This window comes from Streptomyces sp. NPDC098781 (assembly GCF_044759995.1).
In the GTDB taxonomy this organism is placed as follows: domain Bacteria; phylum Actinomycetota; class Actinomycetes; order Streptomycetales; family Streptomycetaceae; genus Streptomyces.
The window spans coordinates 188114-213166 of sequence record NZ_JBIWAK010000003.1; the positions used below are offsets into that span (position 1 = coordinate 188114).

The 25053-nt window shown below is 68.6% G+C and carries 20 protein-coding genes; 8 read left to right on the forward strand and 12 right to left on the reverse strand.

The features are described from left to right. The first annotated feature begins 19 nt into the window (after positions 1 to 19). Entirely contained in the window at positions 20 to 2983 is a 2964-nt protein-coding gene (locus ACIQWG_RS12745) for a hypothetical protein (RefSeq protein ID WP_404093956.1), read from the forward strand. After that, positions 2983 to 3681 (forward strand): hypothetical protein, encoded by a 699-nt coding sequence (locus tag ACIQWG_RS12750; protein WP_404093959.1) that lies wholly within the window; start codon positions 2983 to 2985, stop codon positions 3679 to 3681. The genes ACIQWG_RS12745 and ACIQWG_RS12750 overlap by 1 nt, the downstream gene beginning before the upstream one ends. 105 nt (positions 3682 to 3786) lie before the next feature. Here ACIQWG_RS12750 and ACIQWG_RS12755 read toward each other — a convergent pair whose 3' ends face one another. Next, positions 3787 to 4113: a hypothetical protein gene (locus ACIQWG_RS12755; RefSeq protein WP_404093961.1), complete on the reverse strand. Its 327-nt coding sequence runs from the start codon at positions 4111 to 4113 to the stop codon at positions 3787 to 3789. Between the two features lie 283 nt (positions 4114 to 4396). Here ACIQWG_RS12755 and ACIQWG_RS12760 point away from each other — a divergent pair, with 283 nt between their 5' ends. Both ACIQWG_RS12760 and ACIQWG_RS12765 read left to right on the forward strand, forming a co-directional pair. After that, entirely contained in the window at positions 4397 to 5887 is a 1491-nt protein-coding gene (locus tag ACIQWG_RS12760; protein WP_404093965.1) for a glycoside hydrolase family 76 protein, read from the forward strand. A gap of 42 nt (positions 5888 to 5929) precedes the next feature. After that, a complete protein-coding gene (locus ACIQWG_RS12765; protein ID WP_404093967.1) occupies positions 5930 to 7774 on the forward strand; it encodes a glycoside hydrolase family 76 protein in 1845 nt (614 codons plus the stop codon). 12 nt (positions 7775 to 7786) lie between these two features. Here ACIQWG_RS12765 and ACIQWG_RS12770 read toward each other — a convergent pair whose 3' ends face one another. Beyond that, a complete protein-coding gene (locus ACIQWG_RS12770) occupies positions 7787 to 8302 on the reverse strand; it encodes a hypothetical protein (protein WP_404093969.1) in 516 nt (171 codons plus the stop codon). A gap of 306 nt (positions 8303 to 8608) precedes the next feature. Here ACIQWG_RS12770 and ACIQWG_RS12775 point away from each other — a divergent pair, with 306 nt between their 5' ends. Further along, positions 8609 to 9682: a glycoside hydrolase family 5 protein gene (locus ACIQWG_RS12775; RefSeq protein WP_404095815.1), complete on the forward strand. Its 1074-nt coding sequence runs from the start codon at positions 8609 to 8611 to the stop codon at positions 9680 to 9682. 94 nt (positions 9683 to 9776) lie between these two features. On the opposite strand, the gene ACIQWG_RS12780 is transcribed toward ACIQWG_RS12775, so the two are convergent. Then, complete coding sequence (locus tag ACIQWG_RS12780; RefSeq protein ID WP_404093970.1) at positions 9777 to 11006, reverse strand: MFS transporter; 1230 nt, start codon at positions 11004 to 11006, stop codon at positions 9777 to 9779. 303 nt (positions 11007 to 11309) lie between these two features. Here ACIQWG_RS12780 and ACIQWG_RS12785 point away from each other — a divergent pair, with 303 nt between their 5' ends. After that, positions 11310 to 12395, forward strand: a complete 1086-nt coding sequence (locus ACIQWG_RS12785; protein ID WP_404093973.1) for a dihydrodipicolinate reductase — start codon at positions 11310 to 11312, stop codon at positions 12393 to 12395. Between the two features lie 2 nt (positions 12396 to 12397). After that, positions 12398 to 12886, forward strand: coding sequence for a carboxymuconolactone decarboxylase family protein (locus tag ACIQWG_RS12790; protein WP_404093975.1), 489 nt, complete (start codon positions 12398 to 12400; stop codon positions 12884 to 12886). Between the two features lie 87 nt (positions 12887 to 12973). On the opposite strand, the gene ACIQWG_RS12795 is transcribed toward ACIQWG_RS12790, so the two are convergent. From ACIQWG_RS12795 to ACIQWG_RS12815, 5 genes are all read right to left on the reverse strand, one after another. Next, positions 12974 to 14614, reverse strand: a complete 1641-nt coding sequence (locus ACIQWG_RS12795) for a GMC oxidoreductase (protein WP_404093978.1) — start codon at positions 14612 to 14614, stop codon at positions 12974 to 12976. A gap of 177 nt (positions 14615 to 14791) precedes the next feature. Then, on the reverse strand, positions 14792 to 16612 hold the full coding sequence (locus tag ACIQWG_RS12800; RefSeq protein ID WP_404093980.1) for a glycoside hydrolase family 2 protein: 1821 nt from the start codon (positions 16610 to 16612) through the stop codon (positions 14792 to 14794). A gap of 66 nt (positions 16613 to 16678) precedes the next feature. After that, entirely contained in the window at positions 16679 to 17578 is a 900-nt protein-coding gene (locus tag ACIQWG_RS12805) for a carbohydrate ABC transporter permease (RefSeq protein ID WP_404093983.1), read from the reverse strand. 2 nt (positions 17579 to 17580) lie between these two features. Next, entirely contained in the window at positions 17581 to 18531 is a 951-nt protein-coding gene (locus ACIQWG_RS12810; protein WP_404093986.1) for a carbohydrate ABC transporter permease, read from the reverse strand. A 21-nt stretch (positions 18532 to 18552) separates the two neighbouring features. Then, entirely contained in the window at positions 18553 to 19914 is a 1362-nt protein-coding gene (locus tag ACIQWG_RS12815; RefSeq protein ID WP_404093989.1) for an extracellular solute-binding protein, read from the reverse strand. A gap of 413 nt (positions 19915 to 20327) precedes the next feature. Between ACIQWG_RS12815 and ACIQWG_RS12820 the strand changes: the two genes are divergently transcribed. Continuing rightward, entirely contained in the window at positions 20328 to 21410 is a 1083-nt protein-coding gene (locus ACIQWG_RS12820; RefSeq protein ID WP_404093992.1) for a LacI family DNA-binding transcriptional regulator, read from the forward strand. An 81-nt stretch (positions 21411 to 21491) separates the two neighbouring features. Here ACIQWG_RS12820 and ACIQWG_RS12825 read toward each other — a convergent pair whose 3' ends face one another. From ACIQWG_RS12825 to ACIQWG_RS12840, 4 genes are read right to left on the reverse strand one after another with little or no spacing between them, the layout of a single operon-like run. Continuing rightward, a complete protein-coding gene (locus ACIQWG_RS12825) occupies positions 21492 to 22706 on the reverse strand; it encodes a hypothetical protein (RefSeq protein WP_404093994.1) in 1215 nt (404 codons plus the stop codon). Beyond that, positions 22699 to 22956, reverse strand: a complete 258-nt coding sequence (locus ACIQWG_RS12830; RefSeq protein ID WP_404093997.1) for an acyl carrier protein — start codon at positions 22954 to 22956, stop codon at positions 22699 to 22701. The genes ACIQWG_RS12825 and ACIQWG_RS12830 overlap by 8 nt, the downstream gene beginning before the upstream one ends. Before the next feature lie 31 nt (positions 22957 to 22987). Continuing rightward, positions 22988 to 23845 carry a 3-hydroxyacyl-CoA dehydrogenase family protein gene (locus ACIQWG_RS12835; protein WP_404094000.1) on the reverse strand — a complete coding sequence of 286 codons (858 nt, stop codon included), beginning with the start codon at positions 23843 to 23845 and terminating at the stop codon, positions 22988 to 22990. A gap of 52 nt (positions 23846 to 23897) precedes the next feature. After that, the gene (locus ACIQWG_RS12840) at positions 23898 to 25034 is read right to left on the reverse strand and encodes an acyl-CoA dehydrogenase family protein (RefSeq protein ID WP_404094002.1); all 1137 of its coding nucleotides are present in this window, start codon (positions 25032 to 25034) and stop codon (positions 23898 to 23900) included. Positions 25035 to 25053: the final 19 nt, after the last annotated feature.

The window sequence follows — 25053 nt, forward strand, 5'->3', positions numbered from 1 at the left end:
TCTCAGGAGATACTTCTCCATGACCCCGCTGATGGCTCTGAGCCTGGTCGCGGCATCCACCGCCCTGGTCCCGCTGGCTTCCTCGGACACCACGGTGCAGACGGCCCCTGCCGCAGCGGACAGCACGGCGCCCCGCCTGTTCTCGACACCCGGCAAGGACCTGGGATCGGGTTACGCCTCTTCGTCGGACGCGATCGTGCAGGCCACCGGCGACGCCGAGGGACTGCACATCCTCTCGGCGAAGGAGAGCGACGGCTTCTCCTTCTATGAGATCGCCCGCCTCAACCGCAAGGAACTGTCGGGCATCGGTCCGTGGACGGGCTACGTCTGCACCACGGGATCGGAGGACTACGCGGCGGCGGTCTACGCCCCGTCGATGTGGGCCAACGAGCCCGGCGCGTACGAGAGAGGCGCGTTCGCCGCGGTGATCCGACTCTCCGACGGCAAGGTCACCGAAATTCCCGACCGGGTGAAACTGGCGTACTTCACGCCCGGCTGCGGAACGGGCGACGAGGTGGCGTTCACCTCCAGTTCGGCCACCGACAGGTCCGCCGGCTCGACGACGGTGATCTCGGTCGACGCTGCCACCGGATCGGTGTCCTCCCGCCGCACGGTCAAGGGCTACCTGACACACGTCACGCCCACACAGAAGGGCACCGTCGGCGTGCTCGGCGGCGATCTCGTCGACCTGAAGGGCAACGGCAAGAAGCTGTCCGCCCGCAAGCTCGCCGACGTACCCGGCCCGATGTTCGCGCTGACCGCCACGAAGAACGGCACCGTGGACGTCGGCACGGTCGACGGCAACAGCAGCGTCATCTCCCGCTTCGACGGCAAGGACTTCACCGAGCTGGGCCGTGCCCCGAAGGGGAAGGTCAAACTGCTCCCGGTGGCCGATGGCGCCGCGGTCGTCGGCGACGTGAAGGGAATCGACACCAGCGACACCCCGGGGCTTTCCAAGCACGCGGTGGACGGGCGTGTGACCGGGATCTCGCGCCACGGCCACCTGGTGACCCATTCCGTGTTCTCCGAGCAGATGAAGGGCATCACCACCCGCATCGGCTCGCCCTCGAACAAGGGTGCCGGAACGCTGACCGTCAAGGCGACCGCGCTCAAGACCGGTGCGGAGGCCACCACGCTCGTGGACGCCGACCGCAAGCGGCCGAAGCCGGATTCCTCGCTGCCGATGGACCCGGCCGCGTTCGTCATGGCCGATGACGACGATCCTCGCAACTGCGGTGAGGGCGCGCCGGAATCGCAGTGTCTGTCCGGATCCGGTGCGGACGTCTACGGCTTGATCGGGCAGATGGAGACCCCCTGCCTCGTCAAGCGCAACGACCCCAAGCGCCAGGCGCTCCAGGCCAGCGCGAACCAGGTCGAGTGGGCCGTGGACCAGGCCGTTCACGGCAATCTGACGGTCACCCGCCCGCAGAACTGGCACGACACCGGGCTTTCCGCCTACACCCCGCAGGGCCTGTTCCCCAAGCCGGCACTGACCGGCGGAGGCGAGATTCCCGCACAGGTCATGCTGGGCATTCTCGCCCAGGAGTCCAACTTCAAGCAGGCGTCCTGGCACTCCATGAACGGCGACTCGGGCAACGTCACCAGGTCGGACTGGTTCGGCAACGAGAACGGCATCCACGGCTACCCCAACCGGTCCAAGGCCGACTGCGGTTACGGCATCGCGCAGGTGACGACCGGCATGTCCTGGGAGCACGACTCGCAGTACGACGCTGTGCGCGCCGGCGCCGTCACCACTGACTACGCGGCGAACATCGCCGCCGGTCTCCAGATCCTGGCCGAGAAGTGGAACCAGCTCAAGGCGCTGGGCATGAACACCAACAACGGCAGCCCGGCCTACATCGAGAACTGGTACATGGCGCTGTGGGGCTACAACTCCGGCGTCTACACCGACGGGGCCGTCGGTGTCGGGTTCTTCAACAATCCGATCAACCCGAGCTACCCCGCCGACCGGCAGCCTTTCCTGCGCTACAGCTATGACGACGCCTCCCGCCCCGGCGAGTGGAACTACTCGGAGAAGATCTTCGGCTGGGCCGAGAACCCGCAGATGACCTGGAACGCGGAAGAGTCGTACTCCGAGCCGAACATGCCGCTCGGCAACATCAAGGTTGCCCCGCGCACCGCGTTCTGCGACCCGGCCATCAACGCGTGCAACCCGAGCGCGGCCGACCCGTGCCCGAGTTGGGACGAGCAGTGCCGCTGGGACGGCTGGGTGAACTGGATGGGCGACTCGCAGAACACCTCCAACTCCAGCACCGAGAAGCTCAGTTACGAGCTCGGCTCAGGAGAGCCCGAACTCCAGAGCAAGTACGGTCACGGCCCGTGCATCGACCACCCGAGCGTCTATTCCAACGCCATCATCGTCGACAACCTCGGCCAGCACGAGGAAACCTACGGATGCGGGGACTTCGAGGGAGCCGACGACGGCAAGTTCACCCTCCAGGTGGGCGACAACATCACCATGGATCGGGGCGACGGCACGTTCCGTGCGACCCCCTACATCGCCGGCCTCGACCTCCACCAGCTCGGCGCCGGGTACGACCACCACGTCTACTTCACGCACAGCTACGAATACACCGAGCCCTTCCACAAGGTCACCGGCCGATGGCAGGTCAACCAGGCCAAGCTCCCCTCCGGAGACCAGCCCGGCCAGCGCTACAAGGTGTGGGTCCACCTGCCCTCCCATGGCGCGGAAGCGGTCGTCCGGTACGACTTCATCCCGGGCGACAACACATCGGGCGCCAAGCCCGACTACTGCAACGTCAACCAGAAAACCCGTAGCGCGGGCAAGGACACCTGGTTCGAGATGGGCACCTTCTCCTTCTGGAAGGGTGGCCGGATCGAGATGGACAACATCCACAAGGGGGGCACCGGGGACGACAACGTGGTGTTCGACGCGATCGCCTTCGTTCCGTTCAACTACGAGGATCCCGGTCCGTGTGCCCTCGTCGACGGTGGTCTGTGATGCGCGCCGCGCTCCGTGTTCCCGCCGTGCTGATGACTGTCGTCATCGGCACGGCGGGAGCCGCCTCCTGTAGCGAGAACAGCCCTCGGTCGGCAGCGTCCGAGCGCCCCGAGGCCGCAGCGCCTCATCCTCAGCCGTCCAAGACGCGGACTGCGCCGCGTGCCGCCGATCTGCCGAAGCACGCGGTGGTCGCCGACAAACGGCCCGGTCTCGGCGCGGCGGACACGATGGCCACCGGATACACGGGGAAGGACTTCCTCGCCGGGCTCGCGAAAGACTGGAAGCTGAAGCTGGACAAGCCGGTTGATCAGGAGATGCCCGACGGGAAGAAGAGAACCTATATCCACGGGCGCGGCGGGAACGGGACGACGGTTTCGGCTGGATACGCCGATCACGAGGACATGTCGTCTCTGCTGTGCAGAACCAGCACGAAACGTTCCGATGGTTTCGACTTTCTCGCGGCCTGCACTGGACTGGACGTGGCGGGAGTCGACCACAGCAAGGCGACGTCTTGGCTCAAGCAGGCGAAGAAGGAAACCGATTCCCTGTATGAGAAGCAGGTCGCCAAGACAGGGAACAAGAAGGAGTACGTCGTCAGCGGGGTGTTTGCCGGCGGGCCGGTGACGATGGTTCTGCACCGGGCGTACGACAAATACTCACTGAGAATCCTGGGCGGAGCGGTGGCGCGGACCCAGTAGCCGGCTTCCCCACGCGAAGGTCCCTGCTGGTGACGGCAGGGACCTTCGTTCTGAAAGCATCTGTTCCGCCCTGGAACGCCTTGACGACAATCCGCTGTAAAGGGCTCAGCAGACGAGCTCTGCGGTCTTCTCCTTGTACTCCTGCATTTCACCTGCCTCGTAGCCCGCCTCCTTCAGGCTCTTCATCAGTGCCGCCGTGTCGCCGCACAGGCGAGGACGCTGCTGGTCAAGATAGGATTTGACACCTTCAGCGGTGAGTTGTTCCCACGCCCGTTTGGTCTCGTTGTTCTTCTCGTGCGCGTAGGAGAACTCGACCCATTCCCTCTCCTGGTCGGTCAGGCGGGATGTGTCAACGGACGTGTCACCTCCCCCGCATGAGGCGGCCAAGAGAGTGCACGCCACCACCACGAGACATATGCGCGCTTTCTTCACGATTCCTCTTCTTGTAGATTTACCCGGGCGCATTGTATAGCATGTACGCGCCAATTGCCGGAATGGAACAATTCCAAATTCTCTGGGCTGCCGTTCGACGGCGTGCCGGACGATCACGATCCACAACCGGCTGCACCTCCTGCACCATTGACGGCCCGTCATCCCGTCATTACCTTCCGAGAGCGCTCTCTTTCACTCACAGCACGTCCCCGGGCTGTCGCCTCGACCGGCGTCCGCAGACCCTTTGCGAAGCTTGGGGGCGTTGCCCTGACGGGGAGGCCCCATGGCTCCCGCACGAAGATTCCGCAGACCGAGTCCCCCCACCGTCGGAGGGTCGGCGGCAGCGCTCGCCCTCGTGCTCCTCACGGGTGTCGCATCGCCGTCGGCGTCCGCTGCCGGCCTTGCCACGACCGCGGCGACCATCTGCAACAAGTACTGCGATGCCCGGGACCCCGCCCTCTCCCCAGGCGACCGCATCCCCGTGACGTCCACCGTCCACGGACGGTCGATCGCGCTGCACTTCGACGACGCCGACGCGATGGGCTGGGCGTCCATCGCCAACGGCGACCCGGGCGACGAGGTGTGGCTCGACCGCTCCTTCGACGGTGGCCGCACCTGGAGTTCCGGCAGCAAGCTCGGCGACACCACCGTGCCCTCGGGTCAACGAGGCCGGCGCACGCTGATGTTCAACGTGGACGACTGGAACAACCGCGGGGTCGGCGCCCTGCGCGCCTGCGGCAGAGCAGGCGATCGCGCCGAGATCGCCTGCACCCCGTGGGCACGCACGACCTGGAACGCCGGCGACCGACGCACCGCGGCGGCCACCGGGCTGATGACCCTCTACAACAACTCCACCGGCCTGTTCGACACCACCGGGTGGTGGAACTCCGCCAACGCGCTCACCGCCGTCATCGACAACATCCGGGTGTCGGGGATGGGCAGTTACTCCTACGCGATCTCCCGCACCTACGACCTGAACCTCCACGCCCAGGGCGGGCAGTTCCGCAACGACTACATCGACGACACCGGCTGGTGGGGGCTCGCCTGGGTCGCCGCGTACGACCTGACCGGCGACAGCCGCTACCTCGACACCGCCCGCACCGACGCCGACCACATGGCGGCGTACTGGGACGGCACCTGCGGCGGCGGAGTGTGGTGGAGCACGGCGAAGACGTACAAGAACGCCATCGCCAACTCCCTCTACATCCAGCTCAACGCGGCCCTGCACAACCGGATCCCGGATGACACGACGTATCGGGAGCGGGCGACGGCCGGATGGTCGTGGTTCCGGGGCACCGGAATGATCAACGGCTCGAATCTCGTCAACGACGGCATAGATCTGGGCACTTGCCGCAACAACGGTCAGCCGGTGTGGTCGTACAACCAAGGGGTCCTGCTCGGCGCCCTCACCGAGCTGCACCGGGCAACCGGGGACGGAGCACTGCTCAGCCGGGCGCGGCAGATCGCCGACGCCGCGACCACGGCCCCCTCCCTGCACACCGCCGAGGGCATCCTGCGCGACCCGTGCGAGGGTGGCGACTGCGGCGCCGACGGGCCGTCCTTCAAGGGCGCGCATGTACGTGGCCTGGGCACACTCAACGCCGCCCTGCCGGACCGTCCATACAGCGCCTATCTGCGCCGCCAGGCGGACCGTGCCCACATCGGCGACCGCAACGCCCTCGATCAGTACGGACTGCGCTGGTCCGGCCCGATCGACAAGGTGGACGCGGCACGCCAGCAAAGCGCCCTCGACCTGCTGAACGCCGCGCCGTAGCCGGCGCGACCGACCCTCACGGAGAAAGGGCGGTACGTCGTCATGTCAGCACGCGGACACCGCATATGGAACGGCCTCCTGGTCCTGGCGCTCAGCCTGGCCGGGCTGGTCGCCCTGCCCACCCCCTCGCAGGCGGCGCCGGTGGTCTGCGCGCTGGCCTGCGACACCCTGGACCCGGCGAGGGCGCAGCAGGACACGTTCCCGGTGCCGGAGCGGAACATCAACGGTCGCGTGCTGCGACTGCACGTCTCCGACCCCGACAACATGGCCTGGGCGAGCATCGACGACGGAGTGCGCGGTGACTCGGTCTGGCTCGACCGGTCCTGGGACCGTGGCGCCACCTGGGAGCCGCTGCTCGGCAGGGCGAGCATCCCCGACACCTGGACCGGCACCCGCACCCTCATGTACAACATCTCCGACCCGGTCGGGCACCGGCGCGGCTGGATCCGTGCCTGCGGCGACGCCGGTGGCGTCTCCTGTACCGACTGGGTGTACCCGCAGGTCTGCGACGGAACGTCCTGCGACGGCGCCGACGCCGCCGCCGCGTCCGGCGACGACACCCCGGTCCCCTCGACCACTCTCTTCGGCCGCAGCATCAGCCTGCACGTCGACCACCGCAACGGCATGGCCTGGGGCGTGATCGAGAGCGGCGGCGCGGGCGACGAGATCTGGCTCGACCGCTCCTGGGACGCCGGCGCGAGCTGGCCCGAGGGCTCCTCCCTCGGCCGCCGGAGCGTGCCGTCCGGGGCTGCCTCGACCAGGACCGCGATGTTCGCCACCAAGGACCCGCGCGGCCTGTTGTACGGCGGGGCGGTCCGCGCCTGCGGCCGTGAGGCCGCCCATCAGGAGGGCAGTTGTACGGACTGGGCGAGGCCCGCGCCGACCCGGGCGCGCGGGGCGGCGGACGCGCTGGTGGCGTCGTACCAGACCAACGAGGGCTGGTGGCGGAGCAGTTGGTGGAACTCGGCCGTCGCGCTGACCTCGATCGTCGAATTCGCCGAGCGGACCGGTCGGCGCGACTACGACTGGGTGATCGCTCGCACCTTCGAGCAGAACCGTGGCGTCTTCCCGGCCGGCGTTCGCAGTTCGGATGCGGTCGAGGGCCACTTCATCAGCCGCGCCGTCGATGACGCGGCCTGGTGGGCGATGGCCTGGATCAGGGCGTACGACCACACCGGCGAGCGCCGCTATCTGGACGAGGCTGTCATCATCACCGACTACGTCCACGAGTTCTGGGATCCCGGCACCTGCGGTGGCGGGGTGTGGTGGGACCGGGAACGCACGTACAAGAACGCCGTGACCAACGGGCTGTATCTGTGGCTCGCCACGTCACTGCACCAGCGCGTCGGTGGCGACACCGTGTGGGGCGGCCGGGCGCTCACGGCGGCCGACTGGTACCTCGCCAGCGGGATGATCAACTCGGCGGGTCTGGTCAACGACGGGCTTACCAGCGGATGTGCCAACAACGGGCAGACGGTGTGGAGTTACAACCAGGGCCTGGCGATCGGCGCCTTCACCCAACTGTGGCGATCCACCGGCAGCGCCCGCTACCTGGACACGGCCACGCGCCTCGCCGACGCCGCGATCTCCTCGCCGGTCCTCACACGTGACGGCGTCCTGACCGAGTCCTGCGACATCGGAGCCGGCACCTGCGACGACAACCAGAAGCAGTTCAAGGGCATCTTCATGCGCAACCTGGCTGATCTGGCGGACGCCACCGGATCGGCCGCCTACCGGGGGTACGCCGGCAGGCAGGCCGATTCGGTCTGGGCCGACGACCGGGACTCCCTCAACCGCCTGGGCCAGCGCTGGTCCGGCGCCGCTCCCAACCCGTCGGACTGGCGCACTCAGGCCAGCGCTCTGGAGGCCTTGACGGCTGCGGAGTGACCTGGCCGTCCGTCAGCAGCCACCGCAGTTGTAGTAGAGGACGTCCCAGTGGTTCCCCTCGTCGGCGTAGATGTTGCCCGAGCCGGAACGCCACTGGAGAGCACCGTCACCGCGCGGGCCGATGTAGGTGAAGTTGTTCTTGATGTAGTTCCCGAGGCAGGTGTACTTGCTGTAGTCGAGCTTGTAGCCGTTCCAGTGCGAGTACGTGCCGGAGGCGTGTCCGGTCTCGGTGCCGCCCGTGATGTTCAGGGCGCAGCCACTGGCGCTCTTGAGGGTCTGCGCGCCTTGTGCGGTGGCCAGGTTGAGCTGCTCGAAGGACGTACAGGTCGGGTTGTTGCGGTCGGAGCAGCCACCTGACGACGACCAGGTGATGCCGACCTGCCGGAACATCGATGTCGCGGTGGCGTGACTGATCTTGGTGGCGGCGGACGCCTCGCCGGCGGTGCCGATGACGACGGCGCCGGGGGCGACGCAGAGGGCGAGAGCGGTCAGGACCGAGCGGAGCTTCAAGGTCTTGGTGACCTTCATGTGGGGACCTTCCTGCGGTGGGCCACGGTTCCTGTGGGGCGGCTGTGCAGGTGGTTCAGATGTGCCGGATGAATAGTGGCCCGGTCTACGCGCGTTGGCCAGAGGACAAAGCGGAACATGTGCGCTCGCGCCACGGAAGCCCCTGCCTGATGCGCGGCCCGGTCACATAGGTGAACCGCCTCCCTGTGAATGCCCGCACGAGTGTGGATGGCGACAGGCCTCTTGTGGGCCCAGAGAGCCTCTGCTTCCCTCCAATAGGAAAGTTTCCTATCAATCACTCACGTGAACGAGGTTCATATGAGCAGAATGAAGGCTTCCCTTCCGTCGTTACGGCAGGGTGCGGTGGCCACCGTGCTCGGCAGCGTCCTGCTGCTGCTCCTCGGCGTCCTCCCGACCGGCTCGGCTCAGGCGAGCACCGCCCATCAGCGTGCCGCGGCCGCCACGCCGGTCTCCGCCAACGGACAGCTGAAGGTCTGTGGCACCAAGCTGTGCAACAGCCGCGGGAACCCCATCCAGCTACGGGGCATGAGCACCCATGGCACCCAGTGGTATCCGCACTGCCTGACCGGCGGTTCGCTCGACGCCCTGGCCGGCGACTGGAAGGCCGACGTCCTGCGCGTCTCCACCTATGTGCAGGAGGGCGGCTACGAGACGAACCCCCAGCACTTCACCAACCTCGCGAACTCCCTCATCCAGCAGGCGACCGACCGCGGTATGTACGTGATCGTCGACTGGCACATGCTCACTCCCGGCGACCCCCACGCCAACCTGAGCAAGGCCCGTCAGTTCTTCACCGACATCGCCAACCGGAACAAGAACAAGAACAACATCCTCTACGAGATCGCCAACGAGCCCAGCGGCGTGAGCTGGTCGCGGATCAAGAGCTACGCGGAGCAGATCATCCCGACCATCCGCGGCATCGACTCCGACGCTCCCGTGCTGGTAGGCACCCGCGCGTGGTCCTCGTTCGGGGTCTCGGAGGGCGCCGACGAGTCGGAGGTGGTGAACAACCCGGTCAGGGCGTCCAACATCATGTACACCTTCCACTTCTACGCGTACTCGCACCGCGACGAGTACTTGGCGACCCTCTCCCGCGCGGCCGACAAGCTCCCGGTGTTCGTCACCGAGTTCGGCACCCAGAACTACGCCGGCGAGGGCAGCAACGACTTCGCCATGTCGCAGCGCTACCTCGACCTCATGGCGTCGAAGAAGATCAGCTGGACGAACTGGAACTTCTCCGACGACAACCGCACCGGGGCCGTTTTCAAGACCGGGACGTGCGACAGGTCCGGCCCCTGGACCGGCACCTCGCCGCTGAAGCCCGCGGGAGTCTGGATTCGCGAGCGCGTCAGGTCGCAGGACGACTTCCCCGCTGCGTGAGTCCCCGCCTCGACTCCTCGACGACCGAAGAGGGGCGACCCGATCCGGTGGCCTGTGTGTCTCACACAGGCCACCTTCGCCGCGAGGGCAGTGGTCACCCCTGGGCCGAGGTGCTGGGTGCCGCCTCCGGCAACGGGTCCGAGGCGGACGACGTGATCACTTCGGAGCTCTCGGAACCTCGGCCACCCCGGTCCATGAGGCCGCCCGTGACGGCCAGGGCGAGGCCCGCCACGGCGAGGGCGGCGCCGACGAGATTCGGTGAGGCCCAGCCCCAGCCGGCCGATATGGCCAGTCCGCCGAGCCAGGCGCCGCCCGCGTTGGCCAGGTTGAAGGCGGAGTGGTTGGAGGCGGCGGCCATCGTCGGGGCGTTCTTGGCCTTCGCCATCAGCAGCATCTGGACGGGGGTGGTGATGAGGGCACCCATGGCGCCGATGAAGGTGACGGTGACCAGGGCCGGAACGGTGCTGTGGACGGTGAAGTAGAACGTCACCAGCCCGGCCGCGAGCAGGGCGAGTCCGGCGTAGAGCGTCGGGCGCAGGGCGCGGTCCGTGAGGGGGCCGGCGATGAGCGTGCCGGCCGTCATGCCGACGCCGTACAGCGCGAGGACCAGGGTGGTCGAGGTGTCCGAGATGCCGGTCAGGTTCGTCAGCATCGGCACGAGGTAGCTGTAGACGGCGAAGAAGCCGCCGAACCCGACCACCGCCGTGGCCAGGCCGATCACGACCTGCCGGTTGCGCATGGCCCGCACCTCGTGCCGGATGCCGGACTGCTGTCCGCGCGGCTGGTGCGGAACGAACGCGGCCAGCGCGGCGAGGGCAACGAGCCCGATGACGGCCACGGCGCCGTAGGCGGAGCGCCAGCCGAACTGCTGGCCGAGCGCGGTGCCGGCGGGGACGCCGATGATGTTCGCCACCGTAAGACCGAGGAACATCTTCGACACGGCGCGTGCCGCCCGGTCGGGGGCGACCAGCCGGGACGCGACGACGGCGCCGACGCCGAACAGGGCGCCGTGCGGCAGTCCGGCCAGGAAGCGCGCGGCGAACAGCAGGCCGAAGTTCGGGGCGAGCGCGGAGGCGATGTTGCCTATCACGAACAGTCCCGACAACAGCAGCAGCAGCTTCTTGTGCGGTACGCGTGCACCGATGCCGGTCAGCACCGGGGCACCGACGACGACACCGAGCGCGTAGGCCGACACGAGGTTGCCGGCCTGGGGTACCGACACCCCGATCCCGTCGGCGATCTGGGGCAGCAGCCCCATCGTGGCGAACTCGGTCGTGCCGATGCCGAAGGCGACGACAGCCAGGGCCAACAGAGCCAGAGGCATGGTGCGGAAGAACCTTTCGAAGACAGCGGTCCGGGGACGAGGGAGCAGAGAAGGCCGAGGTCGTGGGGACACCCACCTCGGCCGGCCGCGTCGAGCACCGTTGCCCAGCGCACCCCCACACAGGGCGAGCCCATGAACAGTGCAGCAGTGCCGGGACAGCGCGCATTCCAAGATCGGGCCGTGATCTGGCGTGATCTATGTCATGTCACGCCGTGGACCACCCGCGCCGCCCGTCCGCTCATGCCACGGCATTCCTCGTGCACGGCTATGGGAAGTTTTGGGGTGCATCGTTACCCTCCGCCCATGATTCCCACGGTTGTTTGGGGCACAGGCAACGTCGGGCGTGCGGCCATCAGGGCTGTCGTGGCGCATCCGATGCTCAGCCTTGTGGCCGTGCTGGTGTCGAGTCCCGCCAAGGTCGGCAGGGACGCGGGCGAACTCGGCGATCTCGGCCGGCGCCTCGGGGTGGCGGCGACGGACGACGTGGACGCGGTTCTGTCCGCTCTGTCCGCGGGCCCGCGCGCGGTCGTGTACGCGGCGTCCGGTGACGTCCGCCCGGACGGCGCGATCGAGGACATCGGCCGCGCGCTCCGCGCCGGCGCGGTGGTCGTCACGCCCTCCGTGTACGGCATGTACGACTGCACGAACGCCCCCGACGACATCCGAGACGTCCTGGCCGAGGCGGCGCGGGCCGGGGGCGGCTCGCTGTTCGTGTCGGGTGTGGACCCCGGCTGGGCCAACGACGTGCTCCCGCTGCTGGTCAGCGGGCTGGGCTCGGAGATCGACGCGGTCCGGTGCCAGGAGATCTTCGACTACTCCACGTACGACCAGGAGGAGGCCGTACGCGACCTGATCGGTATGGGGCATCCGCTGGACTACCAACCGCTGATGCTCGCCGAGGGCATCCCGACGATGATCTGGGGCGGACAGCTGCGGATGATGGCGCGGGCCCTGGGCGTCGAACTGGACGGTATCGAGGAGACCTTGGAACGCCGCCCTCTCGAAACGTCCGTCGTCACCGAGACGATGGGCGAGTTCGCGGCCGGCACCCAGGGCGCGGTGCGGCTGGAGGTGCAGGGCGTGGTGGCGGGCGAGCCGCGCATCGTCGTCGAGCACATCACCCGTATCCACGCCACCTGCGCCGCGGACTGGCCGGCACCGCCGGACGGCGGAGCGGGCGCGCACCGAGTGATCATCGAAGGCCGCCCCCGTATCGAGGTCACCGTCGAGGCCACGGACGAGGGAGAGAACCGGGCCGCCGGCGGCAACGCGACGGCGGCCGGCCGTCTGGTGAACGCGATCGACTGGCTCGTGGAGGCCGGACCGGGTCTCTACGACGCACTCGACGTCCCGCTGCGCCCCGCGGTGGGCAGACTGGGAAAGAAGTGATCATGCAGATCGACATCCCGCCGGGCGCCGAGCCCATCCCGTACGTCTGGGGCGACCTGGTCCCCGAGATCGGCCGGGCGGCCAGCAACTTCTCCTTGTCCGTCTATCAGTACACGACCCTCGGACTGCGCGAGTTCGAGGCGGCCCGACTGCGTATCGCGCAGATCAACGGATGCCTGTTCTGTCTGGACTGGCGCACCGAACGGGACGGGGAGAAGGTCGAGGAGGGGTTCCTGGACGCGGTCACGCAGTGGCGTACGACGGACTCCTTCGACGCGCGGACGCGGCTGGCCGCCGAGTACGCGGAGCGTTACGCGGTCGACCATCACAACCTGGACGACGCGTTCTGGGGACGAATGAAGGCGCACTACAGCCAGGCGGAGATCGTGGAGCTGAGCATGAGCATCGGCTCGTGGCTGGCGTTCGGACGCCTCAATCATGTGCTGGGGCTCGACAGCGTGTGTGTGCTGCCGTCGTCGCAGGGGTCCTGATGAGGCGGGCCTAGGGCTGCGGGCCGGGGCGCGTGTCGGCCACGGCCCACAGTAGTTCGCACGGCGTGCCGAGGGACGCGGCGACTGTCAGAAGTCCTCGGCGATGATCTTCTCGATGTTGCGCTCGGCGAGCGCGGTGATGGTGACGAAGGGGTTGACGCTGACGTTGCCGGGGATCAGCGCGCCGTCCATCACGTACAGGCCCGGATGGCCGTGCAGGCGACCGTAGTTGTCAGTGGCCTTGTCGAGGACGGCTCCACCCAGCGGGTGGTACGTGAGGTGGTCGCCCCAGATCTTGTAGATGCCGAACAGGTCGGTGCGGTAGATGGTTCCCTCGGTGGCGTTGATCTTGTCGAAGATCGTTTTCGCCATGGTGATCGACGGTTGTTTCCACGCGGTCTGCCAGTCGAGCTCCACCTTCCCCGTCGCCGCGTTCCAGGTGAACCGGCCGCGGTGCGGATTCTTGGTGATGGACAGGTAGAACGACGCCCAGGTCTCGATTCCGGTCGGCAGCGGCGCCACCTCGGCGAACGCTCCGCCCGCCGCCCAGTTGTCGATGCCCGCCGTCGGGATGGACGACTGGAGCGCTCCGGTCGGGTCCCACAGGTGGTTGGCCCGGCCGCACATGACGTTGCCGTTCTCGCCCCAGCCGTTGCCGACCTCGCCGTTGAGGCCGGGCAGCGCGCCGGTCGCCTTCAGCCGGACCAGGAGCTTGCTGGTGCCGACGCTGCCCGCGGCGAAGAACACCCTTTGCGCCCGTACGGTCTTGGTGGTGGTGACGGCTCCGCCGGTGTCCAGTTGCTCGATGGTGACGGAGTAGCCGCCGGCGGCGGGCGTCACCGTGGTGACCCGGTGCAGGGGTGAGATGGTGACCCGCCCGGTGGCGCGGGCCTGCGCGAGATAGGTCTTGGGCAGGGACTTCTTGCCGTGGTTGTTGCCGTAGAGGATCTCGCCGGCCAGCGCCGACTTGGTCACCGCCCCCGTGGCCTCCTGCTTCATGTAGTCCCAGTCGTAGACGTTGGGGACGAACATGAAGCGGAAGCCGGAGCGTTGGGCGTGTTTGCGGCCGACACGCGCGTACTTGTAGGCCTCCGCGGTCTCGAACCAGGCCGGATCGATCGTGGTGACGCCGAGGGTGCTGTTGGCCCGCGGGTAGTAGACGTCGTACATCTCGTCGGCGTCGACGGACGGGAGCACCGCGGGGAAGCGGCTGCGCTCGGGTGTCACGGCCATGCCGCCGTTGACGAGGGAGCCACCCCCGACTCCCCGCCCCTGGTACACCACGATGCCGCCCATCTCCTCGGCGTCCAGGATGCCCGTGTACCGGGGCACGTCCTTGTCGATCGGGAAGCCGAGGAAATTGCTGAGGGGCTGCTTGGTGCGGGTGCGGAGCCAGAAGGACCGGTAGTCGGGGGTGGTGGTGTTGGCGAAGATCTTGCCGTCGGATCCCGGGGTGTCCCAGGCCATGCCCATCTCCACCATGTGGACGTCGACGCCGGCCCGGGCGAGCCGCAGTGCGGTGACGGAACCGCCGTATCCGGTGCCTATGACGAGTGCGGTGACCTGTGCGCCGGGTTCGATCACCTCGGCCTGTTGCGGGAGCGCGGCGGCGTGCGGAAGGTCGATCGCACCCAGTGCGGCGGCACCAAAAATAGAACCTGTTCCAGCAATGAAGCGACGACGGGAAAGATTTCTTCCTTCCTGCGTGCTAGGGGGTCTAGAGTCCATGTAGATCTCCTTCCATTCACACAATGGAAACGAGTTCTACTGAGAAGCGTGAAATAAGTCACGAGAAACCTGTGGGTAACTTCACTACCGTCCGCGGATTTCCCGCACCAGGAATTGACGGAAAGCGCACCCGTCTCTACGGCATCAATTCCCACCAGTGGTCAGTCGTCCCGGTGTTCAGTCGTCCGTGCGCTCGATCGCCGCCGGACGCCGCTGTGCGGCGCGGACGCGGTCGATGTCGAGCTTCGTGCCGCGGTCGAAGCGGTAGATGCCGTTGCGTTCCTGGAAGACGTCGGTCAGCTGGGTGTAGCAGTAGCCGAACATGTCACGGTCCTCGAGCAGTACGCCGGTGAGCCCGGCGAAGCGGGCGTGGAACTCCTCCTCGTCGCGGACGCGTTCGCCGTAGCCCCAGGACTTCGTGCGGTCCTCGCCGGACTGGGCGGCGGCCGCCTCGGGGTCCCACCAGATGCCGCCGAACTCACTGACGAAGTACGGCTGACCGCCGTACGGCAGCGAGTAAGGGACGCCGCTTTCATGGGCGTTGACGAAGGGGTCGTCCTTCGCCAGCCCCGACATCAGCTCACGGAAGGCTGCCGGGTCCTGCTCGTAGTGGTGTGAGTCGTAGATGTCGGTCTCGGCGACGCGGTGGGAGTAGCCGGAGGCGTCGATCACCGGGCGGGTGGTGTCCATCGCCTTCGTGGCCAGGAACATCGCCCGGGTGACGTCGTCGAGCTGGGTGATGCGGTCGTGGAGCTTCTGGTATGTCTCGTTGAGCGGGCACCAGCCGATGATCGAGGGATGGGAGTAGTCCCGTTCGACGGCCTCCAGCCACTGGGCGACGTACGAGGCGTGGGGCCGCTGGTTGTCGCCCGAGGAGCCGCCGACCTCGCAGCCCCAGTCGCCGAACTCGCCCCAGACCAGGTAGCCGAGGCGGTCGGCGTGGTAGAGGAAGCGCTCCTCGAACACCTTCTGGTGGAGCCGGGCTCCGTTGAAGCCGGCCGCCATGGCCAGTTCGATGTCGCGCACCAGACCATCGTCGGTCGGGGCGGTCATCAGCCCGTCCGGGTACCAGCCCTGGTCCAGCACCAGCCGCTGGAAGACGGGGCGCCCGTTGAGCAGGACGGCCTTGCCGCGCAGGCCGACGGCGCGCAGACCGGCGTAGCTCTCGGCGGTGTCGACGATCTGCCCGTTCGCGTCGAGGAGTTCAAGGCGCAGGTCGTACAGGTGCGGGTCCTGCGGGCTCCACTCGCGGCACCGGTCGTCGGGGACGGGCAGGTGCAGGCGCGGGGCCAGGTCCAGGTCGGCCCGCGCCTCGGCGCGGCTCACCTCGCCGTCGGCGTCGCTGAGGACGGCCCGTACCCGGTGGCCGGGGCGGTTGCCGGAGATCGGGAGCTCCAGGTGGAAGGCGGAGCCCGCGAGGTCGGGGGTGATGCGGGGGCGGCGCAGGTGCAGCTCGGGGACGGGCTCCAACCAGACGGTCTGCCAGATGCCGGTCACCCGCGTGTAGTTGCAGTCGTGGTTGGCGTACTGGATCGCCTGCTTGCCGCGGGCCTGGGGTCCGGACCTGGGGTCGCGGGCCCGGACGGTGAGGACGACCTCCTCACCCCTGCCCGCGATGTCGCCGAGGTCGGCGGTGAAGGGGGTGAAGCCGCCGCGGTGCCGGGCGACCTCGCGGCCGTCGGCCCACACGGTGGTGTCGTGGTCGACGGCTCCGAAGTGCAGCAGGACGCGGCGACCGGCCCATTCGGCGGGCAGGGTGAGGGCGCGTCGGTACCAGACGGCCTCAAGGAAGTCCGTGTCGCCGATGCCGGAGAGCTCGGACTCGGGCGGGAAGGGGACGAGGATCTCGTCGCGCAGTGCGCGGCCGAGCAGGCCGCGTTCGAGCCCGCTGTCCCCTCGGTCGGTCTCGAACTGCCAGGCGCCGTTCAGGTTGAGCCAGTCGCGCCGCACGAACTGCGGTCGCGGGTACTCCGGGCGCGGTACGGAGGGGGTGGGCACACATGCTCCAGTCGATCGGGGGCCCGCGAGGTGACGCGGGCCTGTGAGTACGGCGAGGGGGTGAGGTCAGGAGCCGCCGAGGCCGGTGGTGGCGACGGAGTCGACGATGCGGCGCTGGAAGAAGAGGAACACCACGATCAGGGGCAGCGCGGCCAGCAGCGCGGACGCCATGGACTGGGCGTACTGGATGCCGAAGGCGTCCTTCACGGTGGCCAGGCCGACGGGGAGCGTCATCAGGTCGGGGTCGTTGGTGACGATGAACGGCCACATGAAGTTGTTCCACGCCCCGATGAAGACGAAGATCGCGACGGCGGCGACGATCGGGCGCGACAGGGGCAGCACGATCGACAGGAACACCCGGAACTCCGAAGCCCCGTCCATCCGTGCCGCGTCCTCCAGTTCACGGGGGATGCCGTCGAAGAAGCGCTTGAGGATGAAGACCATCATGGGCGCGACGACCTGCGGCAGGATGACCGCCGCGTAGGTGTCCACGAGGTTGAACAGCAGCATCTGTTCGAAGAGCGGTACGACGAGCAACTGCGGCGGCACCAGGATCGCGGCGACGGTGACGGCGAGCAGGGCCCGCCGGCCGCGGAAGGTGCCGCGCGAGAAGCCGTAGGCGGCCAGCGTGGAGACGGCGACCGTGATCAGGGTGACCAGGCCGGCGATGAGGAAGCTGTTGAAGGCCCAGACGGTGACGTTGCCGCGTTCCAGGATCTGCCGGTACGCCTCGGTGGTGAAGGCGCCCTTGATCGGGGACAGGCCCGGTGAGGCCGCGTCCTGCTCGCTCTGCACCGAGGTGGCGACCGCCCAGACGAACGGCAGCAGCCAGACGGCCGCCAGGACGGCCAGGGCGGTGCCGGCCAGGACGCGCGGCAGCCGGCCGTGGCCGAGGACGAGGGAGGGTCCGGGAGCGGCCAAGAGAGGACGGCGCCGCGGACGGAGGGGTGTTGCGGTGGCGGACACGGTCAGTCCTCCTGGCGGAAGAGGCGCAGTTGCACGAGCGACACGACGATGACGAGGGCGAAGAAGAGGTAGGAGACCGCGGAGGCGTAGCCGAGCCGGTAGCCGGTGAAGCCGACGTCGTAGACGTATTCCAGGACCGGGCGGGTCGAGCCGTTGGGGCCGCCCTTGGTGAGGATGTAGATCTGGTCGAACACCTTGAGCGAGGCGAGGATCTGGAGCATCGCGACCAGCGCGGTGGTCCGGCGCAGTTGGGGCAGGGTGATGGACCACAGCCGCCGCCAGGCGCCGGCGCCGTCCAGCGCCGCCGCCTCGTAGTAGGTCGAGGGCAGGGACTGGAGCGCGGCGAGGTAGAGCAGGAAGTTGAAGCCGACCGTCCACCAGACGGTGAGGGCGGCGATCGCCCACATCGCGACGGCTTCGTCGGAGAGCCAGCCGACGGGCGCCATACCGAGGGTGTCCAGGAGCTGGTTGGCGAAGCCGAGTTCGGGCTGGTAGAGCCAGGTCCAGATGAGTGTCACCACGGTGACGGGCAGCAGGTAGGGGGCGAAGAAGGCCAGCCGCCACGCCCACTGCCCGGCGAGGCCGCTGTGCACCAGCAGGGCCATCGCCAGTGCGATCAGCACCAGCGGAACGCTGGAGATGGCGGTGAAGACGACCGTGTTGCCGAGGCTGCTCCAGACGTCCGGATCGCCGAACGCCTCGGCGTAGTTGTCGAAGCCGACGAAGGCGGTGTCGCGCAGCGCGAGTGAGCTGTCGGTGAAGCTCATCCAGAGCCCGTGCACGATGGGCCACACCAGGAACAGGGCGAAGACGAGCAGGAACGGCAGCACGAAGACGAGCCCGGGGCCCTGGGTCGTCCGGCTGCCCTTGAGGCCGATCCGGCGCAGGCCTGCGGGGCGGTCTGCGGCCGGGCCGGTCACGGTGTCGGTGCCGGGGGGTGCGGTGGTGGTCACGTGGGTCACTCCTTCTGCTCGTCAGGCCACCGGGTTGGGCTGCCGGAGCAGCGTGTCCGCCTCGCGGACCATCTGGCGGACCGCCTTCTCTGCGGAGGTGTTGCCGAGCAGTGCCGCCTGGAGGGGCTGGCACATCCGGTTCTGGAAGTTCGAGGCGGCGCCGGCGAACCAGTTCGGCGGGTCGAGCACCGCTACCTCTCCGGCGTCCGCGTAGGAGGACTGCGGGTCGAGGGCGGCGTATTCCGGTTCCGCGAGCACGGGCTGGTACGCGGGGAGGTGACCGGCGGTGGCCCAGGTGAGGCTCTGCTTGACCATCTCGGCGACGTACCGGTGGGCCTGGCGGCGCCTCGCCGGATCGGGGTTGTCCTGATGCGGGAGGACGAAGCTGTGGCTGTCCGTGTAGACGCCGGGCTGGTCGAAGACCTGGGGGAAGGGGGCGGCGCCCAGCGGGATGCCGGACTTCTTCAGCGTCGGCAGCTCCCACTCGCCGAGCATGATCATGCCGCCGCGGCCGCCTATGAAGCCGGCCATCGCGCCGTTGTAGTCCAGGTTGTTGGGGTTGGTGCGGCCGTCGAACAGCTGCTGCATGAAGGTGACCACGCGGACGGCGGCGTCGACGTCGATCTGCGGCGGCCCGCCGTCCGGCAGGGTGAAGGCGGCGCCGGTCTGGGCGTAGAAGGCGGCGAACTGCCGCCAGGTCTGGGCCGTGTCGGTGACGTGGCCGAACAGGATGCCCTTCTGCCCGGTCGCCTCGGCGAGTGCCTTGCCGGCGTCGAGCAGGGCCTCCGGGGAGCCCATCGGGGCGAGTTCACCGGAGGAGTCGAGGAGGCCTGCCTTGTCGGCGGCCTCCTTGTCGTAGAAGACGATGAAGGGGTGGACGTCGAGCGGGATGGCGTAGACGGTCCTGTCGTGCTGCGTCCGCCTCCAGACGGCCGGTGCGAAGTCCTTCTGGGTGACGCCGAATTCGGCGAGCAGGTCCAGGTCGAAGGGGTCGAGGAGGCCGCCGGGCGCGTAGCCGGCCAGCCGGGACAGGTGCAGGATCGCCACGTCGGAGGCCCGGCCGCCGGCGGCCGACATGGCCAGCTTGGTGTAGTACGACGGGCCCCAGTCCAGGATCGTCCGTTCCACCTCGAAGCCCTGCGGGCCCTGGGAGACGGCCTTGATCATGTCGTCCATCAGCATGCCGTCGCCGCCCTGGAACAGGTCCCAGACGCTGAGCGCCGAGGCGTCGGCGGCGGCCGGTGAGGCGCAGCCGGTCAGCGGGCCGGCGGCGAGCAGCGCACCTGCGGCGGCCGTGCCGTGCCCGAGCAGTCGGCGGCGGGTGAGACCAGGTGCCGCGCCCGGTGCGGGCGCTGGTGGTGAGGCGGAGAAGCGGGTGAACATCGCGGACCTTCCGACGGCCGGACACGCATGCCGGACCGACGGTGGACCGCCCACGGGGAGGGTGGTCCACCGCCTGGGTCAGGCGGGGGCGCACCGGTCGGGCCGATGCGATGGCTAGTTTTTACATCGATGTACATTGGCTGTAAAGAGCCAGGAGGCACGGCCGGAGAACGAGGGCCGACGGGCAGGGACGACTCGCTGCCGGAGAACGAAGGCCCACGGGCAGGGACGACTCGCTGCCGGAGAACGAGGGCCCACGGGCAGGAGGTCGACTCGCAGGTGGAGAACGAAGGCCCACGGGCAGGGGCGAATCGCAGGTGGAGAACGAGGGCCGACGGGCAGGGACGACTCGCTGCGGGTCCGCGACCTGCCGGGACATAAACTCAGCAGCGCTGAGGGGCAGGGAGGTTCCGGTGGCACGACCCAGGATCAAGGACGTCGCGCGGCTCGCGGGCGTGTCGGAGAAGACGGTCTCCAACGTCATCAATGACTACACGCACGTCTCCGACCGGACCAGACGCGCCGTCCGCGACGCGATCGAGGAACTCGGCTACAAGGTGAACCTGGCCGGCCGGCATCTGCGCCAGGGCCGCACCGGCATCATCGCCCTCGTCATCCCCGAACTGGACGTCCCGTACTTCGCCGAACTCGCCCGGCACGTCATCCGCGAGGCGGAGCGGCGCTCCCTGACGGTGCTGATCCACCAGACCGGCGCGGATCGCGAGCACGAGCTGGCGGCGCTGACGGGGTTCGGCTCCAGTTTCGTCGACGGCGTCATCCTCAGCCCGCTCGCCCTCTCCCCCGACGACCTGCGCGACCGTGCGGGTTCCCCGCCCACTGTGCTGATCGGCGAACTGCTGGAGGAAGGCGCCGACCACGTCGCCATCGACAACGAGAAGGCCGCGCGGGAGGCGACCGAACACCTGCTCGGCCTCGGCCGTCGCTCCATCCTGGTCATCGGCGGACGCGACGACGCGGGCCTGGGCACCGCCGAGGCCCGTACCCGCGGCTACCGCGCCGCCCTCGCGGAGGCCGGCATCGCCTACGACCCGGCCGCCCTCCTCGCCGTCGAGTCCTTCCGGATGCCCGACGGCGCCGAGGCGGTGGCCCGTGCACTGAGCGCGGGCGCCCGCCCGGACGCCCTGCTGTGCCTCAACGACCAGTTGGCGCTGGGCGCGCTGCGCGCCCTGCACGAACACGGCATCCGGGTTCCGGAGGACGTCGCCGTCGTCGGCTTCGACGACGTGGAGGCCGGGCGCTTCAGCGTCCCCACGCTCAGCACGGTCGCCCCGGACAAGGCCGCGGTCGCCCAGGTCGCCGTGGCACTCCTCCAGCGCCGGATGGACGAGGCCGCGGGGTCCGCGTCGGCGGACGCCGCTTCGACGGGTGTGCGGTCGCCTCAGGATCTTGTGGTGGCGCATCGGTTGGTGCTGCGGGAGAGTACGGAAGGAGTCGGCGGGGCGCTACGGCCGGGCTCTCGGCCGGGGATGCCCTGATCGGGCGGCCCCGGTCGCATCGTGCGCGCGGTTTTGGGACGACGCGAGGGAACGTGCCCCGGACTCAACGGCGCCCCACGGTCACCGGCCCCTCGGCGAAGGCCTCGCCCCGCCCAGCCGCTCGCGCACGCGGTCCGGCCACGCCGTCGGATCAGTGCCGTGCTGACACAGGAAGGCGAACATCAGCCGTTCGAGGCCGAAGCCGACGCAGCCGCTGTGGGCCGTGGCGCCGTCGGGTTCGCGGATGTCGAAGCGCTCGGTGAAGAACTTGTCGTGGAAGTTGAAGGAGGCGGCCGCGACGGTTCGGTCGGGGCCGGTTTTGAGTCTCAGTTCGTACTTCAGCTCCAGAAGCCGCTGGGACACGGTCTTCGCGATCCCGTCCTCGGCGGCGAAGAACGGGTCGTTGGCCACCTCGGCGTGGCCTTCGAGGCCCAGGTCGGTGATGAGCTCGAAGGCCAGGTCCATGAAGCGGCGGCGGGATTCGGTGACGAAGTCGCGGGTGCCCATGAAGACGATCTCGCGGATCGTGAAGTCCCACAGGCGTTCCAGCGTCGTCGCGTAACGCGATTCGAAGCGGAAGGACTTCCCCTTGGCTGTGACGACCCCGTCTCCCGAGCCGGGCAGTCGTGTCCCCTCGTACTGGCTGAAGGTGTGGAAGCACATCGTGGGCGGGAGGCAGTAGTCGACGTTGTCGCAGTCGGCCAGGATGTCGGCCGACACCCGGCGGCGCGCCGCGTAGGACTCGCGGAACGCTCCGTAGGTGCGTGAGTCGCTGTGCAGCCTCGTCACGAACATCAGGAACTGCGGGAAGGACGCGAAGTAGTCGCACTTCTCGAGAACGCGGGTGGGTATCAGGGTCGGATACCGGAACTCCACGGCCCCGAACTCCCCGACGACGAGGTCCCGGATCAGGTCGTCCAGGCAGTCCATGAGGGCGAGCAGGTTGCCGCCGATGCCGACCTGACCCTCGCCGAGCGAGCAGGCCTCGCCCGCGACGACCAGATCGTCGAACACCTCGGGGCGCGCCGGGCGCCGTACGCCCGACTCCCAGATGACCTTCTGCCGGAGCACCCCGTGCGGCAGCACCTCGGATTCGACGACCGCGGCGGCACGCGCCGCGAGCTCTTCCACGTCGACCGCGGTGTCGGTCCTCACCTCGATCGACGTGATCAGCCCGTCCTGCTCCACCAGCGAGAAGTCGGAGATCCGCGAGTCCACGAAGTGGACCCGGCGCGCGATCTCCGGTGCGAGCGCCACCGGCAACGGCGTCGGCAGGATCAGGTTCGCCTCAGGCATGGCGTACGGCACCGGTCTTCGCCAGCACCAGATCCGCGATCGCCGAGATCGACCGGAAGCGGTCGATGTCCAGGTCTTCGGGCGCCACCGTCACCTGGAACTCCCCCTCGATGAACACGACGAGCTGCATGGCGAAGAGCGAATTGACGATGCCGGCCGCGAAGATGTCCTCCTCGTCGGCCAGGACGTGCTCGCCCATGTGCGGGGCGAGGAAGGTGCGGATACGGGCGATGACGTCGTTGCGCGACATGTAGGCCTCCTTGCGGGACAGATCGGGCGTCTCAGCGTGCGTACTCGTAGAACCCTCGGCCGCTCTTCACGCCCAACAGCCCGGCGTGGACCATCTTCTGAAGCAGCGGAGCCGGTCGGTACTTGGGATCCCGGTAGCTTTCGAAGAGCACCGTCAGAGAGTTGAGGATGGTGTCCAGGCCGATCAGGTCGCCGGTCTCCAGCGGACCCATCTTGTGGCCGAAGCAGCCCTTGAAGATCCGGTCCACGTCCTTCGCCGTGGCGACCTGATCCTGGACGCAGAACACGGCCTCGTTCACGGTCAGCATCAGGACCCGGTTGGTGATGAAGCCCGGGAGGTCGGCCACCACCACGCCCTCCTTGCCGATCCGGCCCAGCAGTTCCAGGCCCGCGGCCATGGTCTGTTCGGAGGTGTGGAACCCCTTGATCACCTCCACCATGGGCATCAGCGGGACCGGATTCATGAAGTGCATCCCCAGCACCCGTTCCGCACGCCCGGTCGCGGCGGCGACCCTGGTGATCGAGATCGCCGAGGTGTTGACCGCGAACAGGGCGTCCGGCTTGCAGATCCGGTCGAGGCGGAGGTAGACGTCGTGCTTGACGTCCCAGTCCTCGGTGACGTTCTCCACCACGAAGTCCGCGCGCTCCAGCAGCTCCAGACCGGTGTCGAAGGTGATGCGGTCGAGCACGGCGGCCGGGTCGGCGACCGTCTCGCGCTGGGTGTACAACCGCTGAAGGCGCTGGAGGTCGGCGATCGACTTGCGAGCGTCGGCGAGCTGCGCTTCCGAGATGTCCGCCAGGACGACGTCGAAGCCGTGCTCGGCGAAGGTGTGCGCGACGCCGCGCCCGATGGTTCCGGCGCCGACGACGCCGATCGTTCGCATGCTCATGTGGTTGTGGTCATCCCCTGTCATGGTGTCGGCCTCCCTTCTTCACGGGGCATCACAAGCCCGCCCCGGTCGCGGCGGCGCCCAGGATGGACTGGAGGAGCTGGCTGGTGCCCTCGATGATCTCCATCACCTTGGCGTCCCTCAGATGGCGCTGGACCGCAGCCTCGCTCCCGATGCCGACGGCGCCGTGGATCTGCACGGCGTCCGTGGCCGCCCGCATCGCCGCCCTGGACGCGAAGTACTTCGCCGCCAGGGTCTGGTTGATGGCCTCGGGATCGCGGGCCGCGCGGGCCAGGCCGGCGCGGTGGCACAGCAGCCGGGCCGCTGTGGTGTCGACGTGCATGTCCGTGAGCATCGCCTGGACGAGCTGGTGGTCCCGGATCGGCCCGCCGCCCTGCGAGCGCCGGGTCGCATAGGCCGCGGAATCCTCGGCGCAGGCGCGCGCCAGACCGACCGAGCCCCAGGCGGTGCTGTACCGCCCCACGTCCAAGGCGGACGACGCGACGAAGGTCAGACCGGTCCCCGGCCGGCCGACCAGGTTCGCGGCCGGGATGCGGCAGCCGGTGAACGTCAGCTCCGCCAGCTGTGAGCCGCGCAGTCCCAGAAGGTCCACGATCGGGCTGATGTCCAGGCCCGGCGCATCACGCTCCACCAGGAACGCGGTGTGCTTCCCGTCGTACTGCGCGAACACCAGGAACACGTCGGCGATCGCGCCGAAGCTGATCCATTTCTTGCGGCCGCGCAGCACGATCTCGTCGCCCGCCGGCTCCGCCGTGGTCGTGACGCTCTTGGCGTCGCTGCCGACGTCGGGCTCGGTGAGCGCGAACGCGGCGATCACCTCGCCGGCGGCGATCGGTGCGAGCCAGCGGGCACGCTGGGCGTCGGTGCCCCACCGCCACACGGAGTGCGCCACCATGTCCGACACGGCGACGAAGTTGCGGACGTTCTGGCAGGCCCAGCCGATCTCTTCGGTGAACAGTCCGTACTCGACCGCATCGAGGGCCGGTTCGCCGCCGGGGCCCGGGATCATCGCGGACAGCAGTCCCTCGGCCGCCAACGCCTTGATGACGTCACGGGACAGCGCCTGCCGGGCGTCCGCCTCCGCCGCCCGGGGTCGGATCGCGTCGGCGGCGAAGGCGTGGAACCGCTGCCGCCCCGCGGACTGTTCGGTGGTGAGCAGATTCCTCATCGAATCAAATCCCTGCCGT